The organism is Methylocystis sp. H4A (assembly GCF_015709545.1).
Classification (GTDB): Bacteria; Pseudomonadota; Alphaproteobacteria; order Rhizobiales; family Beijerinckiaceae; genus Methylocystis; species Methylocystis silviterrae.
On record NZ_JADNQY010000022.1, the window covers coordinates 155,290 to 169,252 of the forward strand.

Annotated in this window: 15 protein-coding genes; 6 read left to right on the top strand and 9 right to left on the bottom strand. The window is 65.4% G+C overall.

Features of this window, described 5'->3' with window-relative positions:
* Positions 1–19 precede the first annotated feature (19 nt).
* The 3 genes from IYW40_RS08665 to IYW40_RS08675 are packed head-to-tail and all read left to right on the top strand — an operon-like array spanning position 20 to position 2,786.
* Positions 20–451: a DUF1810 domain-containing protein gene (locus IYW40_RS08665; RefSeq protein ID WP_196400272.1), complete on the top strand. Its 432-nt coding sequence runs from the start codon at positions 20–22 to the stop codon at positions 449–451.
* A 48-nt stretch (positions 452–499) separates the two neighbouring features.
* Positions 500–2,593 carry a carbon starvation CstA family protein gene (locus tag IYW40_RS08670; RefSeq protein WP_196400273.1) on the top strand — a complete coding sequence of 698 codons (2,094 nt, stop codon included), beginning with the start codon at positions 500–502 and terminating at the stop codon, positions 2,591–2,593.
* Positions 2,559–2,786 carry a YbdD/YjiX family protein gene (locus tag IYW40_RS08675; RefSeq protein ID WP_196400274.1) on the top strand — a complete coding sequence of 76 codons (228 nt, stop codon included), beginning with the start codon at positions 2,559–2,561 and terminating at the stop codon, positions 2,784–2,786. The genes IYW40_RS08670 and IYW40_RS08675 overlap by 35 nt, the downstream gene beginning before the upstream one ends.
* Positions 2,787–2,805: 19 nt before the next feature.
* Here the strand turns inward: IYW40_RS08675 and IYW40_RS08680 are convergent, their stop codons facing one another.
* Positions 2,806–4,785 (bottom strand): PAS domain S-box protein, encoded by a 1,980-nt coding sequence (locus tag IYW40_RS08680; RefSeq protein WP_196400275.1) that lies wholly within the window; start codon positions 4,783–4,785, stop codon positions 2,806–2,808.
* A gap of 13 nt (positions 4,786–4,798) precedes the next feature.
* Positions 4,799–5,722, bottom strand: a complete 924-nt coding sequence (locus IYW40_RS08685; RefSeq protein WP_196400276.1) for a response regulator — start codon at positions 5,720–5,722, stop codon at positions 4,799–4,801.
* Between the two features lie 34 nt (positions 5,723–5,756).
* Here IYW40_RS08685 and IYW40_RS08690 point away from each other — a divergent pair, with 34 nt between their 5' ends.
* The gene (locus IYW40_RS08690) at positions 5,757–6,710 is read left to right on the top strand and encodes a uracil-DNA glycosylase (RefSeq protein ID WP_246720726.1); all 954 of its coding nucleotides are present in this window, start codon (positions 5,757–5,759) and stop codon (positions 6,708–6,710) included.
* A 114-nt stretch (positions 6,711–6,824) separates the two neighbouring features.
* Here the strand turns inward: IYW40_RS08690 and ispG are convergent, their stop codons facing one another.
* Positions 6,825–8,123 (bottom strand): flavodoxin-dependent (E)-4-hydroxy-3-methylbut-2-enyl-diphosphate synthase, encoded by a 1,299-nt coding sequence (ispG, locus tag IYW40_RS08695; protein ID WP_196400277.1) that lies wholly within the window; start codon positions 8,121–8,123, stop codon positions 6,825–6,827.
* Between the two features lie 359 nt (positions 8,124–8,482).
* Between ispG and IYW40_RS08700 the strand changes: the two genes are divergently transcribed.
* Both IYW40_RS08700 and IYW40_RS08705 read left to right on the top strand, forming a co-directional pair.
* Complete coding sequence (locus IYW40_RS08700) at positions 8,483–8,761, top strand: DUF1778 domain-containing protein (protein ID WP_196400278.1); 279 nt, start codon at positions 8,483–8,485, stop codon at positions 8,759–8,761.
* A gap of 20 nt (positions 8,762–8,781) precedes the next feature.
* The gene (locus IYW40_RS08705) at positions 8,782–9,255 is read left to right on the top strand and encodes a GNAT family N-acetyltransferase (protein ID WP_348644263.1); all 474 of its coding nucleotides are present in this window, start codon (positions 8,782–8,784) and stop codon (positions 9,253–9,255) included.
* Between the two features lie 25 nt (positions 9,256–9,280).
* On the opposite strand, the gene IYW40_RS08710 is transcribed toward IYW40_RS08705, so the two are convergent.
* From IYW40_RS08710 to IYW40_RS08735, 6 genes are all read right to left on the bottom strand, one after another.
* On the bottom strand, positions 9,281–9,691 hold the full coding sequence (locus IYW40_RS08710; RefSeq protein ID WP_196400280.1) for a VOC family protein: 411 nt from the start codon (positions 9,689–9,691) through the stop codon (positions 9,281–9,283).
* A gap of 63 nt (positions 9,692–9,754) precedes the next feature.
* Complete coding sequence (locus IYW40_RS08715) at positions 9,755–10,606, bottom strand: SDR family oxidoreductase (protein WP_196400281.1); 852 nt, start codon at positions 10,604–10,606, stop codon at positions 9,755–9,757.
* Positions 10,603–11,973 (bottom strand): thiamine phosphate synthase, encoded by a 1,371-nt coding sequence (locus tag IYW40_RS08720; RefSeq protein WP_196400282.1) that lies wholly within the window; start codon positions 11,971–11,973, stop codon positions 10,603–10,605. Before IYW40_RS08720 ends, IYW40_RS08715 begins: the two co-directional genes overlap by 4 nt.
* Positions 11,974–11,982: 9 nt before the next feature.
* On the bottom strand, positions 11,983–12,771 hold the full coding sequence (locus IYW40_RS08725; RefSeq protein ID WP_196400283.1) for a thiazole synthase: 789 nt from the start codon (positions 12,769–12,771) through the stop codon (positions 11,983–11,985).
* A 13-nt stretch (positions 12,772–12,784) separates the two neighbouring features.
* Positions 12,785–12,928 carry a sulfur carrier protein ThiS gene (gene thiS, locus IYW40_RS08730; protein WP_332310760.1) on the bottom strand — a complete coding sequence of 48 codons (144 nt, stop codon included), beginning with the start codon at positions 12,926–12,928 and terminating at the stop codon, positions 12,785–12,787.
* Positions 12,903–13,961, bottom strand: a complete 1,059-nt coding sequence (locus IYW40_RS08735; protein WP_196400284.1) for an FAD-dependent oxidoreductase — start codon at positions 13,959–13,961, stop codon at positions 12,903–12,905. The genes thiS and IYW40_RS08735 overlap by 26 nt, the downstream gene beginning before the upstream one ends.
* Between the last annotated feature and the right edge of the window lie 2 nt (positions 13,962–13,963).

The window sequence follows — 13,963 nt, forward strand, 5'->3', positions numbered from 1 at the left end:
TTGATCAACGGATTTGGTCATGACCGCCGCCGCGGACGATCCTTACGGTCTCGCCCGCTTCGTCGCGGCGCAGGAGCCTGTTTACGCTCAGGCGGCGGCTGAGCTCGCCGCCGGCCGCAAGCGCAGTCACTGGATGTGGTTCGTTTTTCCGCAGCTCGAAGGGCTGGGCGCGAGCGCCATGGCGCAGCGCTACGCCATCCGCTCGCTGGCCGAGGCGCACGCCTATCTCGCGCATCCTCTGTTGGGGGCGCGGCTGAAGGAGTGCGTCGGACTGGTCAACAGGGTCGAGGGACGCAGCGCGCATGAGATCTTCGGCTCTCCCGACGATTTGAAGTTCCATTCGTCGATGACCTTGTTTGCGGCGGCGGCGCCACAAGAGCCGCTTTTCGGCGAGGCTCTGCACAAATATTTCGCCGATCGCCGCGATCCCTTGACCCTCGCAAAATTATAAGTTTCGTTGAAATCGATGCGCCGAGAGTGGGCGCTATTCGGAGTTCTAATGTCGATCATCAACATCGCCGACAGCCGTCAGACATTGAAGCTGTTTCCCTGGGCGCTCGTGTTCGCTCTCGTGCTGTTCTCGCTTTACACGCTCGCGGTCTCGCGCGGCGAGAACGTCAACGCCATGTGGCTCGTCACGGCGGCGATCGGAACCTACGCCATTGGCTATCGCTTCTATTCGCGCTTCATCGCCGAGCGTGTGCTGGGGCTCGATGCGCGCCGCCGCACCCCCGCGCTTCGCCGCAATGACGGGCTCGATTATGTGCCGACCGACAAATGGGTGCTGTTTGGCCACCATTTCGCGGCCATCGCCGGCGCAGGACCGCTCGTCGGCCCCGTGCTTGCGGCGCAGATGGGCTATCTACCGGGAACATTGTGGCTCTTAACTGGCGTCATCTTTGCCGGCGCCGTGCAGGATTTTCTCGTCCTGTTCATCTCGACGCGGCGCGACGGCCGCTCGCTCGGCGATCTCATTAAGACCGAGATGGGGCGCGTGCCCGGCGTCATCGCCATGATCGGCATTCTCACCATCATGATCATCCTGCTGGCGGTGCTGGCGCTCGTCGTCGTTAAGGCGCTCGCCGATAGTCCCTGGGGCGCGTTCACCGTCTTCGCGACGCTGCCGATCGCCGTCTTCATGGGCGTCTATGGCCGCTATCTGCGGCCCGGACGCATCGGCGAAATGTCGGCGATCGGCTTCGTTCTGCTGCTCCTGAGCATCGCCTTCGGCCGCACCGTCTCGGAGAGCGCGCTGCTCGCGCCGCTCTTCTCCTTCCAGGCCGAGACCCTCGCCTTCATGCTCATCGGCTATGGCTTCGTGGCTTCAGTTTTGCCGGTGTGGCTGCTGCTGGCGCCGCGCGACTATCTGTCGACCTTTCTGAAGGTCGGCACGATCCTGTCGCTCGCGATCGGCATTTTCATCGTCTGGCCCGACCTCCAGATGCCGGCGGTCAGCCGCTTCATCGACGGCACGGGCCCGGTCTTCGCCGGCAGCGTCTTCCCGTTCCTGTTCATCACCATCGCCTGCGGCGCGGTGTCGGGCTTTCATGCGCTTGTGTCCTCCGGCACGACGCCGAAGATGATCGCCGACGAGACGCAGACGCGCTTCATCGGCTATGGCGCGATGCTTATGGAATCCTTCGTCGCGGTCATGGCGCTCATCGCCGCAAGCGTGCTGGAGCCCGGCGTCTATTTCGCCATGAACAGCGCGCCGGCGCTGATCGGCGCGACGCCCGATTCCGCCGCGGCGGCGATCTCCTCATGGGGCTTCGCGGTCACGCCGGAGACGCTTTCGGGCGTCGCCGCCGAGGTCGGCGAGAAGACCATATTGTCGCGCACCGGCGGCGCGCCGACGCTCGCCGTCGGCATGGCGCATATCCTCTCTTCCGCCATCGGCGGCTCGGCTGCGAAAGCCTTCTGGTATCATTTCGCGATTCTTTTCGAAGCGCTCTTCATCCTCACCACGATTGACGCCGGCACGCGCGTCGCGCGCTTCATGATCCAGGATCTCTTCGGCGCCTTCTTTCCGGCCTTCGGCAACACAAGGGCCTGGGCGCCGAACCTCGCCGCGACCGCGATCGCCGTGAGCGGCTGGGGCTATTTCCTCTATCAGGGCGTGATCGATCCGCTCGGCGGCATCAACACGCTGTGGCCGCTGTTCGGCATCGCCAACCAGATGCTTGCGGCGATCGCGCTGACGCTATGCGTCGTCGTGCTCTATCGGATGAAGCGCGAGCGTTACGCCTTTGTCGCCATCGCGCCGACGGCGTGGCTCTATATCTGCACGCTGACGGCGGCCTTCGAGAAAATCTTCCATGAGGATCCGCGCATCGGCTTTCTGGCGCATGCCAGAAAATTCGCAGCGGCCGCCGATAAGGATCAATTGCTGGCGCCGGCGAAGACTCTCGCCGAGATGCAGCGCGTCATCTTCAACGACTATGTCGACGCCACGCTTTGCGCGATTTACGTGACGCTGGTTCTGGCGATGCTCGGCTTCGCGATTCGAGCCATCCGCGCCGCGCGCGCCGCTGAGCATGTCACCACGCGGGAGACCGAAGATGAATTGCACGATCTGCAGCCTGCCGGGGCTTGATCTCAATCGTCTCGCGCGCAAACTGCGCGACGGCGCCAAGCTGATGGTCGGGCAGGGCGATTACGACGTCTATGTCGCGCATGTCCGCGCGCTTCACGACGGCGAGGCGATCATGACGCGCGACGAATTTTTCCGGGCGCGCGAGAATGCGCGTTTCGGCGCCGGCGGCGCGCGCGCGTTTCGCTGCTGTTGAAATTCGTCGCGAGCCCGATTCACGCCGCCGCGTCGTCGCACAACAAATCAGCGACGAGGCGGATGTCCTCCGGCGTAAAGGGTTTCTCTACGATCGGACAGCCCGAACGCGCGATGAAGCGATCTGCGCCGGGACCCAAAACGTCGCCGGTGACGAAGGCGATACGGTTGGTCATCTGCGGATGTTCGACGCTGAGCCAGTCGTAGAAAGCCGGGCCGTCGCCGTTGGGCATACGGATGTCGCAGAGAATGAGGTCCGCCGGCCGCGCGGCGATCGCTTGTTTCGCGTGGTCGCCGCTCGTCGCGATCTCGCAGTCGAAGCCTAGCCGTCGCAAGATTTCGCCGAGCAAGCCTGCGATTTCGACTTCATCGTCCACGATCAGCGCACGCCTCTGCTTGATCCGCTGCGCTGCCGTCGCTGTATTCTCGGCGACGGCGACGCTTTCGATGCCCACTGCGTCGATCGGCAGCCTGATCGCGAAAACAGCGCCCGCGCCCGGCTGCGGCGGCTCCAGAGTGAGCGAACCTCCGTGCGACTCGATGAGACCGCGCGAAACGGCAAGTCCGATTCCGGTTCCCACCCCCTGCGGCTTCGTCGTGAAGAAAGGATCGAAAATGCGGTTGCGGATCGCGTCTGGAACGCCCGGCCCATTGTCGGAAATGTGGACATCGAGCTTCTGGGCCGCTTGATCGGCGCGCGCGACGATCGAAATCCGCCGTGGCGCCGGCTGCGCTTCCAGCGCCTGCTTGGCGTTCACCACCAGATTGAGCAGCACCTGATGCAACTGGTCGCTGTCGGCCAAGAGCGGCGGCAGGTCCGCAGGGACGTCTTTGGTCACCTCGATGCCGGCCGTCCGCAATCCATACGAAAGCAGTTCGAGCACGCGCTCGACGAGATCGGGAATCTCCACTCTTCCGCGTTCCGCCTCGCGCTGACGGGCCATGGCTAGGAAAACCTTGACGATTCGCGCGCAGCGGTTGGCGGCTGTCTCGATTTTCGCGCCGCGTTCCGCAAATTCCTCGAAATGCGTGTCGAAACTCGCATGCGACTGAGCCGCCTCGCGCAGCATGAGCGCCTGTCCGATGACGATGGAGAGCGGATTGTTGAGTTCATGCGCCACCCCGGCGAGGAGCGACCCAAGGGCTGCAAGCTTTTCGTTTTGGTAGAGCGCTTCTCTTTGACGTTCGATTTGCGTCTGCGCTTCTCGCGCCGGACGTAGGTCGCGAAGATGCGCAGTGAAAAGAGCGCTTGGGCCCGAACCAACCGCCGTGATCGCTAATTCGACGGGAATGCGCGAACCGTCGGCGCACATCGCCTCCAATTCGACGCGCTGCCCGATAACAGAGGCCGGCCCGCCCGCTCGAAAGCGCTCAAGCCCGCTGTTGTGATGTTCGCGCATTTCCACCGGGACGATCAGTTCGGCGACGGTCCTGCCGATCGCGTGCTCGCGCGAATAGCCGAACGTCGCCGAAGCCGCAGGGTTGAACTCGACGACACGGCCCTGTGCGTCGATGACGACGATACAATCGAGAGCGGAGTCGACCACCGCCGCATGAATCGCCTCCCGCGTCCTGTGCGATTCAAGCAATTCCAGCCGATCGCTTTCGCACTGCTGCTCGGCGTCGGCCAGCGGACGCGCGACGCAGACGACGCCCTGCATGACCCCGCCCGGCGTGAACGGCCTGAGCTCCTCTTCGATCCAACGGGCGCCGCTGGCGTCGTCAACGAAACGGCGCAGGCGTTGCGGCGCGTTCGCCGAAAGATTTTGAATCGCTGCTTTGTAAAGACTGGCCGCCTGGGCGCCAAAAACGTCCTCGACGAATTTCCCGATGACGCAATCTTCTGTCGCTCCGAGCGCCAAGAGAAACTCGCGATTGACGTAGCGATAGCGTAGCTCCACGTCGAGAAAGGCGGCGCGGCCTGGCATAGCGTCGAACAATGCCTGCAGTAGCGCGCCGCCGGTCACCGGCGCTTGCGTCGCCCCTTGCTGGATATTCATTTGAGGCGCTCTCTCAATTTGATGCGCGCTCATTGAGCGCCGCGCTGGAGGTCTCGTGCAGCCACAACTGCATCGGCTCGGCGATGTTTTTGAGCGCGTGCCGTCGCGCCACGAAGTCCTTGCGTATATTCCCGCGCGTCATAGCGTGCGCCACATCCGAAATCATCACCGAACCGGCCGGCGCGGCTTCCTGTATGCGCGCGGCGAGCGCCACGACTTCGCCGAAGCGGTCTCCGTTTCGAACGATCACGTCGCCAACCGCCACGCCGATGCGCAACTGCAGCGTTTGCGCGTGCCCATGCGCCGTCGCATAAGCGCGCGTTTCCGTCTGGCATTCTACGGCCCATTCGATCGCGTTGTGCACACTGGCGAAATCGATCAGCGCGCCGTCGCCGAGCATCTTGAATAAACTTCCGGAGCGGCGAGGAAGCGATTGCGTGACGACATCGCGAAAGAACCGGTCGATGAGCGCCAATCCGTTATGCTCGTCGTATTGAATCAAGCGCGTGTAGCCGACGACGTCGATCGACGTGATCGCCGCCAGCCTTTTGCCGGCGAGGGCCGCGCGCACCATCTTTCTGCGCCGCAGCAGGCCGCGGATACGCGCCAGCATTTCGCGCATGTGATAAGGCTTGGTGACATAGTCGTCGGCGCCCGATTCGAGCCCAACGATGCGGTCGATCGCCGAATTGACCGCTGTTGCGAAGATGATGCCCGTGGAGCCGCGCGCATTCAGCCATCTCGCAAGCGACAGCCCGTCTTCGCCCGGCATGTTGATGTCAAGAATGGCGAGATCGATCGCCTCGAATTCCACCATGGCGCGGAATTCCGCGGCGCTCGACGCCGCGAGAACGCGATAGCCGTTCGTCGATAGAAACTCGGCGAGCAGCTCACGCAAGTCCTGTTCGTCTTCGGCAATCGCGACGGTCTCGAGCATCGGCCGATCTGTCTCATTGAGAAAGAGCTTTGATTTGGCGCAATATAGATTGCGCAAATCGCCGCCGCAAAATGTGCGGCTCCACACCGCTTCGGTTGATCTCGCGCCAGCTTCGTTTAGTCTCAATGTCATGCGCGCCGACCTTCCGGAAAATGCTAACGCCCTCAGGGCCTTGCTCGACTGGTACGTTCAAAGCGGCGTCGATCTCGCGCTCGACGAGGCGCCGCACGACCGCTACGCGGACAGCGCGCGCGCGGTCGCGGCGTCGCTGACCGAGCCAGCCGAATCGATGGCGATGCTTCAAACCTTGCCGCAGCCGACGGCCGCCGAACGCCCGCGCCGCGCCGCGGCGCCGATCGCCGCGCCGGATGAAGCCATTCGCGCCGCGGAGCAGGAGGCGTCCAGCGCGAGCGATCTTGACGAGCTCGCGGCGCGTCTGGCCGATTTTCCGCACGCGCCGTTTCGCGACATGGCGCAGCATTTTCTGTTCGGCGCCGGCGCGCCCGCCGCGCGTCTCATCGCCTTCGATGCCGCGCCGGGCGTGACGGAAGAAACAAGCGGCGAGGCGTTCAGCGGGCTTTCGGCGAAACTCCTCGACAATATGCTGGCGGCGATCGGCTTTGATCGCTCCAGCGCCACTCTCGCCTATGTCTCGCCCTGGCGCCCGCCTGGCGATCGCGCGCTGAGCCCGCATGAAGCGGCGATCTTCGCGCCATTCGCGCGCCGCAGGGTCGAATTGGCGCGGCCGGACGTTCTGCTGATTTTTGGCGAAGCGCCGGCGCGGATCATGCTGACGACGAACGAGCCGGTGGGAAAGCTGCGCGGCAAGGCGTTCGAAGCGCGTTGCGGCGCGCATGTCGCGCGCGCCTTCGTTTTTTCCAGTCTCGAGGCGATGCTGAAAAGCGCGGCGTTGAAGCCCGCCGCCTGGCGCGATCTGCGAAAGGCGGCGGAGGCGCTCGAATCGGCGTCAAACGGCGCGCAGCTTTGACATTTCGCGCGTCATGCCCGCGCTTGTCGCGGGCATCCACGTCGTCATCGCGCTTCTTTGCGTGGATGGCCGGACAAGCCCGGCCATGACGCGCGCGAGAGACGACGGCGTAGCCTACTCCGCCGCTTCGCCTTTCGCGCCGCCGCCGAAGCGGCGCACGATATAATCGTCGACGATGCGGGTGAACTCCTCGGCGATGCCCTCGCCGCGCAACGTCATCGCCTTCTTGCCGTCGATGAAGACGGGCGCGGACGGAGTCTCCCCGGTGCCGGGCAGCGAAATGCCGATGTCAGCGTGTTTCGACTCGCCGGGACCGTTCACGATACAGCCCATCACCGCCACATTGAGCGTCTCGACGCCTGGATATTGCGCGCGCCAGGCCGCCATCCGCTCGCGGATATGCGCTTGGATGTCGCGCGCGAGTTCCTGAAAGACGGTCGAGGTGGTGCGCCCGCACCCGGGGCAGGCCGCGACGAGCGGCACGAAGGTGCGAAAGCCCATGGTCTGCAGAATTTCCTGCGCGACGCGCACTTCGAGCGCGCGGTCGCCGCCGGGCTCCGGCGTCAGCGACACGCGGATCGTATCGCCGATGCCGTCCTGCAGCAGCACGCCGAGCGCGGCCGAGGACGCGACGACGCCCTTCGAGCCCATGCCGGCCTCGGTGAGGCCAAGATGCAGCGCATAGTCGCTGCGCTGCGCGAGCATCCGGTAGCAGGCAATGAGATCCTGCACCGCCGAGACCTTCGCCGAAATGACGATGCGGTCCTTCGCAAGGCCGATCTCCTCGGCGCGCTTCGCCGACATCAGCGCCGAACGGGTCAGCGCCTCGCGCATCACGGCGCGCGCGTCGAGCGGCCTGTCGGAAGCGGCGTTGACGTCCATCAGATAGGTGAGCAGCTCCTGATCGAGCGAGCCCCAATTGGCGCCGATCCGCACCGCCTTGCCGTGCTTGGCGGCAAGTTCAACGATCGAGGCGAACTGCTTGTCCTTCTTTTCCTTGAAGCCGACGTTGCCCGGATTGATCCGGTATTTGGCGAGCGCCTCGCCGCAGGCGGGATGATCGGCGAGCAGCTTGTGGCCGATGTAGTGGAAATCGCCGATGAGCGGGACGTGGCATCCCTTCTGCGCGAGCTTCTCGAAAATATGCGGCACGGCCGCCGCCGCCTCGTCGCGATCGACGGTGATGCGCACCAGCTCCGAGCCCTGCTGCGCCAGCGCCAGAACCTGCGTCACGGTCGACTCGACATCCGCCGTGTCGGTGTTGGTCATGGACTGCACGACGACCGGCGCGCCGCCGCCGACGATCACCGCGGCGGGGCCCGCGCCAACAGCCACCGCGCACGTGCGGTGGCGGGGCGCCGGTTCGGCGACGACCGGGTCGGGCAGACGGGTCTCTGATGCGGCTTCGTTCATGGGGGGTCGTTTCGGCGGTCGTTGCGGACGCCGATAGGTCGCCCGTAACGGGTTTGAGGTCAAGCCGCCCAATGCCGAAGGGCGATCGCGGCAACGCCCACGACGACAGCGGCCAACGCTAGGAGTCGAACATTCAGTTTAGCCCTTAGCGCAAGGGATGCCCGACCCAGAGAACATTCCAATTTGAAGGAGGCTCCGCCAAATAGATGTAACATTTTCCACGGCTCCGATTCGCTGGTGGTGGCAGCGTAAGCGATCGGGCGTTTGCGGCTTGTGACGTGGCATCCGCTACCTTGTGAAGGTAATGACATCGTCGTTACGTCATGCTAAAAGTAAGCGAATTGCTGGAGAAAACCGTCATGGCGGCCAACCCTGATGCGAAGCGCGAAACGCTCAATCTTCGAGTTAAGCCTGAGGACCGCGAACTCATCGCGCGCGCAGCGACGCTTCTCGGCAAGACGCGCACGGATTTTCTGCTCGACGCCGGCCGCCGCGCCGCCCAAGACGCGTTGCTGGACCGCACGCTGTTCAATGTCAGCTCGGAAGACTATGCGCGCTTCGTCGAACGCCTCGATGCGCCGCCCGCGCCGAACGAGAAATTGCGGCGCATGATGACGACCAAAGCGCCGTGGGAGTGAAGCCCAGTCCACCCCGCCCGATATCCGACGCCGACGAACTCTCTGCTTTCGACTGCGGCGTTTCCGCTCTCGACGACTGGCTGAGACGCCGCGCCCGCGCCAATCAGGCGAGCGGCGCGTCCCGAACTTACGTCGTCTGCGAGGGTTCTCGCGTTGTCGCCTATTACGCGCTCGCCTCCGGAGCGGTCGCAGTTATCACGGCGTCGCCAAGGCTTCGGCGCAATATGCCCGATCCTGTTCCGGTGGCGGTGCTTGGCCGGTTGGCGATCGATCGCGCACGCCAGAACCAGGGTCTTGGTCGCGCGCTCGTCCGCGACGCCGCCCAGCGCGTCATCCACGCAGCCGAGGCGATCGGAATCAGAGGCGTCTTGGTTCACGCCATATCCGCTGAGGCCGCCGCCTTCTATCTGGCGGTGGGCTTCGAGCCTTCGCCATTCGAAGCCTTAACGCTCATGGCCCCGCTTTCTGATCTTTGCGCGGCGAGCATGCCCTAGACGGCGATGAGGTCAGACCTTCCGCCTAGGCGCTCGGCGGCTTCGGCGTCATCCAGGCGACGAAGGCACCGCCCGGCTGCTGCAGCACGGCCATGCGGCCGACGCCGGGGATCTCGAAGGCGTCCTTGCAGATCGTGGCGCCGGCGGCCTTGGCCTTCTCCAGGCGGGCGTCGACGTCATCGACGCCGATATAGGTCAGCCAGTGTTCTGGAACGCTCGCCAATTCCGGGGCTTTCATCTCGAACATGCCGCCGACCTGCGCGCCCTGCGAACTGATGATCCAGTATGTGGCGCCGTCCATGGGCATTCCCTCGAAGCTCCAGCCAAGAGTTTCGCTGTAAAACTTCTTCGCCCGCTCGACATCGTGGACATTGAGTTCGCTCCAGCACACCGCGCCATGTTTTTGCGGCGCGCCACAGTCATTGGCGTTGGACATAGCCTCTCCTTTTCAGCTCAACATCGTTGCGGACGATCGGAAGGATCGTCCCAAGGGGGTCGCCTATTTCGGCAGCAGGCCGAGCCGGCGCGCCGTCAGCCAGTCGACGAACCGCGCCGGCAATAGGCTGCGTAGCGTGTAGTCCGTAAAGCGATTCCTGACGATTGGGATGCGGATGGGCGGGCGCGGCGCCGTCAGCGCCCGCAACACTTCCCTCGCCACGGCTTCTGGGCCTGGCGCGCGGCGGCCTGCCTCGACAAGCCATTTCAGCATCCTCCGGCCTGGCGCGGCATAGGCTGTGCCCTCGAACAGAGCGAGATCGGTCTCTTCGGCTTTATCCCAGATCGGCGTCGCGATCATCCCCGGCTCGATCAGGACGACGTCGACGCCATAGACCATCAGCTCGCGGCGCAGCGCGTCCGACATGCCCTCTAACGCGAATTTCGAGGCGGCGTAGGCGCCGAGAAAAGGCGCGGCGAAGCGACCGGCGACCGAACTCATATTGACGATGCGGCCGGGCGCGCCGCGCCGCTGCGCGCCAGCGCCGAGCAGGGGCGCGAAGGCCTGAATGATTCGAAGCTGGCCGATCAGATTGACGTCGATCTGGCGCCGAAAGTCGTCGATCGGCAGATGCAGCAGCGGGCCGGGGACGGCGACGCCGGCGTTGTTGACCAGCCCGGCGAGCGTTTCGTCGCCGAGCCGGGCTCCGACGTCGCGCGCGGCGGTCGCGATGGATTGGGCGTCGGTCACGTCGAAGAGGAGCGGCGCGACGGACGCGCCATGACGCGCAATGAGCGCCGCCGCGTCGGAGTCCTTACGGACCGATGCGAAGACGAGAAACCCGTTCTCGACCAACAGGCTGACGCAGGCCGCGCCGATCCCGGTCGAGGCGCCCGTCACGACGACGGCCTTCATACGCGTTCTCCGAATGTCGCGAGGAGGTTCGCGAGCGCCACGCGCGTGTCGCCGTCGGCGCGGCCGTCGACCTTCGCGCGGCGGAAGTGGCGCTGAAACGCCTCCACCGCCTGGACGGTCTGGACGTCATAGACGCCGGTCGGCTCGACGCCATAGCCATAAGCCGCGAGGTCGCGCTGGAGCGAGGCGACCTTGGCGCCCGCGTCGCCAAGCGAGATCGTCGTCGCGCCAGCGCCGAGACTCTCATCGGCGACCCGCCCGACGCCGCGGCGTGCGAGCTCCTCCCAGGGAAAGAACTCGCCGGGGTCCCGTTTGCGGCCCGGGGCGATGTCGGAATGCGCCAGAACGCGTTCGGGCGGTATCGCATGGCGCCGGCAAATGTCCTTGGCGAGCGCGGCCGTCGCCTCGATTTGCGCCGCCGAATAGGGACGTGGGTCGTCGTGGCCGGGATGAACGATCTCAATTCCGATCGAGGCGGAGTTCATGTCGGTTTCGCCGGCCCAGACGCTTTTTCCGGCATGCCAGGCGCGCCGCGACTCCGGCACGAGCTGCAGCACGCGACCATCCTCCTCGACGAAATAATGCGCCGAGACCTCCGAGCGCGAACTGCAGAGCAGGGCGAGCGCCGATTCCGCCGTCGGCATCCCCGTATAGTGAAGCACCAGCGACGAAATCGGCCGCAGCCGCGCGCCATGATTGGGCGATGGACACACGCTCGCGCCGTTGTAGTCGGGCGCGAAAAAGCCCTCGCGCTCACGCCATGGTTGCGTCGCGGAGAGCCATTCCCGCGCGCGCGCCTCTGGTTCGGCGTTGCGCAAAATGTCGGTGACGACGCAGGCGCTGTCGGCGCCCGCGGCAAGCGCGGCGATGGCGCGTTGCGGCGTCAGTCCGCCGATGGCGACGAGAGGCGGCGCGCCGATCTGCGCCTTCCAGGCGCCCAGCCGGGCGAGGCCCTGCGGCGCAAAGGCCATTTGTTTCAGAAGCGTAGGATAGATCGGGCCGAGCGCGACATAATCCGCCTCGAGCGATAGCGCCCGGCCAAGTTCGGCTCCGTCATGCGTCGAAACGCCGATCCTGACGCCGGCGCGGCGCAACGCCGGGATGTCCGCCGCGTCGAGATCGCCCTGGCCGAGGTGGACGAAGTCGCAGCCTTCCTCCATCGCGAGCCGCCAGTAGTCGTTGACGACGAGCTGCGCGCCATGTCGCGCGCACGTCTTCCGCGCTGTCGCGATCTGCGCCCGCACGTCAGCCTCGGAGCGGTCCTTCACCCGCAGCTGTACGAGCTTAACGCCCTGCGGCAGCAGGCGGGAAAGCCAATCGGCGTCGTCGACGATGAGATAGAAGGGATCGAGCCTCAGCGCCGCCACTGGCTATTCCTACGCCAGTCTGTCGAAGGGACGGCCAATGATGGGCGTCGAAGGCTCCGCCATGTCGCGCGGCGTCATCGGCTGCGCGCGAAAACCGGCGCGGCCGGCTTCGATCGCGAGGGCGAAGGCCCGCGCCATCAAAACGGGGTCGCCGGCGCGGGAAACGGCGGTGTTGAGCAACACCGCGTCATAGCCCATCTCCATAACGAGCGCCGCGTGAGACGGCGCGCCAAGACCCGCGTCGACGATGAGCGGGGTGTCGGGAAAATGCGCGCGCAGCGCCCGCAAGGCGAAAGCGTTGTTGACCCCGCGCCCGGAGCCGATCGGCGCCGCCCAGGGCATCAGCACGCGGCAGCCGGCGTCGAGCAGCTTTTCCGCCACCACCAGATCGTCGGTCGTGTAGGGAAAGACCTTGAAGCCGTCATCGGCGAGCGCGCGCGCCGCCTCGACCAGCCCGAAGACGTCAGGCTGTAACGTGTCCTCCTCGCCGATGACTTCGAGCTTGATCCAGTCAGTCGCGAAGACTTCGCGCGCCATTTGCGCGGTCGCGATCGCCTCCTTGGCGGTGCGGCAGCCGGCGGTATTGGGGAGCACGCGCACGCCGACGTCGCGGATGAGGCTCCAGAAAGCCTCGCCCGCGCGCGCCCCGCCGGCCTCGCGCCGGAGCGAGACGGTGACGATCTCGCATCCCGATGCGCGAATGGCCTCGGCGAGGATGGCTGGCGAGGGATAGCGCGCAGTGCCGAGCAGCAGCCGCGAGGCCACCGCGCCGTCGTAAAGCGTCACCGGGTCATTCATGCATCAAACTCGCTCACCCGCCCTGTCTCGGCGTCACGATCTCAACGGCGTCGCCTTCGCGAAGCCGCGTCTCGGCGCGGTCCCTGGCGCGCACGAACTCCTGATTCAGAGCGGTGCCGACGGTCTTTTCATCATACCCCAGTTCGTCCAGCAGCATTTGCAACGTCGTCGCGCTCACATCCTGCGGCCGCCCGTTGATTTGAATCAGCATCCATCACCTCTGGGAAATGTCCGTCGTTTACAATGACCTCAGCCGCGCGGCGCGCCAGCGCCGGCGCAAGCAGGAATCCGTGGCGGTAGAGCCCATTGATATAGAGAGTGCGACCCCGCTTCAAAAGACGTGGCAGATTGTCGGCGAAAGCGGGTCGGAGGTCCGAGCCGGTCTCGACAATTTCGGCCTCGGCGAAGGCCGGGTGGACCGCAAAGGCGGAGTTGATGAGTTCGACGACCGACCGCGCGGTGACCCGCGCGCGCTCCTCATTCTCGATCATCGTCGCGCCGACCATGAACAGCCCGTCGCCGCGCGGCACGACATAAACCGGCCGGCGCGGATGCAGCATGCGCACCGGACGCGCCAGGGAAATCTCCTCGCTGCGCAGGATCAGCATTTCGCCCTTCACGCCGCGCAGGCCGGGAAGCGCGTCGCGCGCCGCGAAGCCGCGGCAGTCGATTATCCAATCCGGGATCGTCTCCAGTCCGGCGGCGTCCTGCTGAAACTGCAGCGTCACATTCGGCAGTTTCGCGAGGCGCTCGGTCAGCGCGATGAGCGCCGCCCGGGGATCGAGATGCGCTTCTTGCCGAAAAAACAACGCGGCGTCGAAGCGCCCGGTGAGATCTGGCTCAAGCGCCGCGATCGCCTTTGCGTCCAGCGATTCGAAATTGCGCGTGCGTCGGGCGAAGTCGGCGAGCTCTGCCCGCTCCCGAGCCGGCGTCACGACAAGACTGCCGGCGACCGTCGCGACGCCGAGCTCGCGCGACCAGAAGTCGAGCGCTTCTTCGCCGAGCGTCGCGACCAGGGGCTCGGCGCTTTCCAGTTCGCACCAGGGCGCGATCATGCCGCCGGCGAAGCGCGAGCAGCCGAGGCCCGGCGCAGACTCGCGCTCGACGATCTCCACGTCCACGCCTTTCCTGGCGAGCGCATAGGCGGCGCAGAGTCCGGCGACGCCGGCGCCAATCACGCGCGCGAGCATGA

What these genes read in the sequence shown, in the direction of transcription:
- IYW40_RS08735 (WP_196400284.1), bottom strand. Translation starts at nt 13,961, where the DNA reads ATGCTCGCGCGCGTGATTGGCGCCGGCGTCGCCGGACTCTGCGCCGCC.
- IYW40_RS08665 (WP_196400272.1), top strand. Translation starts at nt 20, where the DNA reads ATGACCGCCGCCGCGGACGATCCTTACGGTCTCGCCCGCTTCGTCGCG.
- thiS (WP_332310760.1), bottom strand. Translation starts at nt 12,928, where the DNA reads ATGCTGCTGGACGAACTGGGGTATGATGAAAAGACCGTCGGCACCGCT.
- IYW40_RS08680 (WP_196400275.1), bottom strand. Translation starts at nt 4,785, where the DNA reads ATGAATATCCAGCAAGGGGCGACGCAAGCGCCGGTGACCGGCGGCGCG.
- IYW40_RS08670 (WP_196400273.1), top strand. Translation starts at nt 500, where the DNA reads ATGTCGATCATCAACATCGCCGACAGCCGTCAGACATTGAAGCTGTTT.
- ispG (WP_196400277.1), bottom strand. Translation starts at nt 8,123, where the DNA reads ATGAACGAAGCCGCATCAGAGACCCGTCTGCCCGACCCGGTCGTCGCC.
- IYW40_RS08715 (WP_196400281.1), bottom strand. Translation starts at nt 10,606, where the DNA reads ATGAAGGCCGTCGTCGTGACGGGCGCCTCGACCGGGATCGGCGCGGCC.
- IYW40_RS08685 (WP_196400276.1), bottom strand. Translation starts at nt 5,722, where the DNA reads ATGCTCGAGACCGTCGCGATTGCCGAAGACGAACAGGACTTGCGTGAG.
- IYW40_RS08675 (WP_196400274.1), top strand. Translation starts at nt 2,559, where the DNA reads ATGAATTGCACGATCTGCAGCCTGCCGGGGCTTGATCTCAATCGTCTC.
- IYW40_RS08725 (WP_196400283.1), bottom strand. Translation starts at nt 12,771, where the DNA reads ATGAATGACCCGGTGACGCTTTACGACGGCGCGGTGGCCTCGCGGCTG.
- IYW40_RS08710 (WP_196400280.1), bottom strand. Translation starts at nt 9,691, where the DNA reads ATGTCCAACGCCAATGACTGTGGCGCGCCGCAAAAACATGGCGCGGTG.
- IYW40_RS08700 (WP_196400278.1), top strand. Translation starts at nt 8,483, where the DNA reads ATGGCGGCCAACCCTGATGCGAAGCGCGAAACGCTCAATCTTCGAGTT.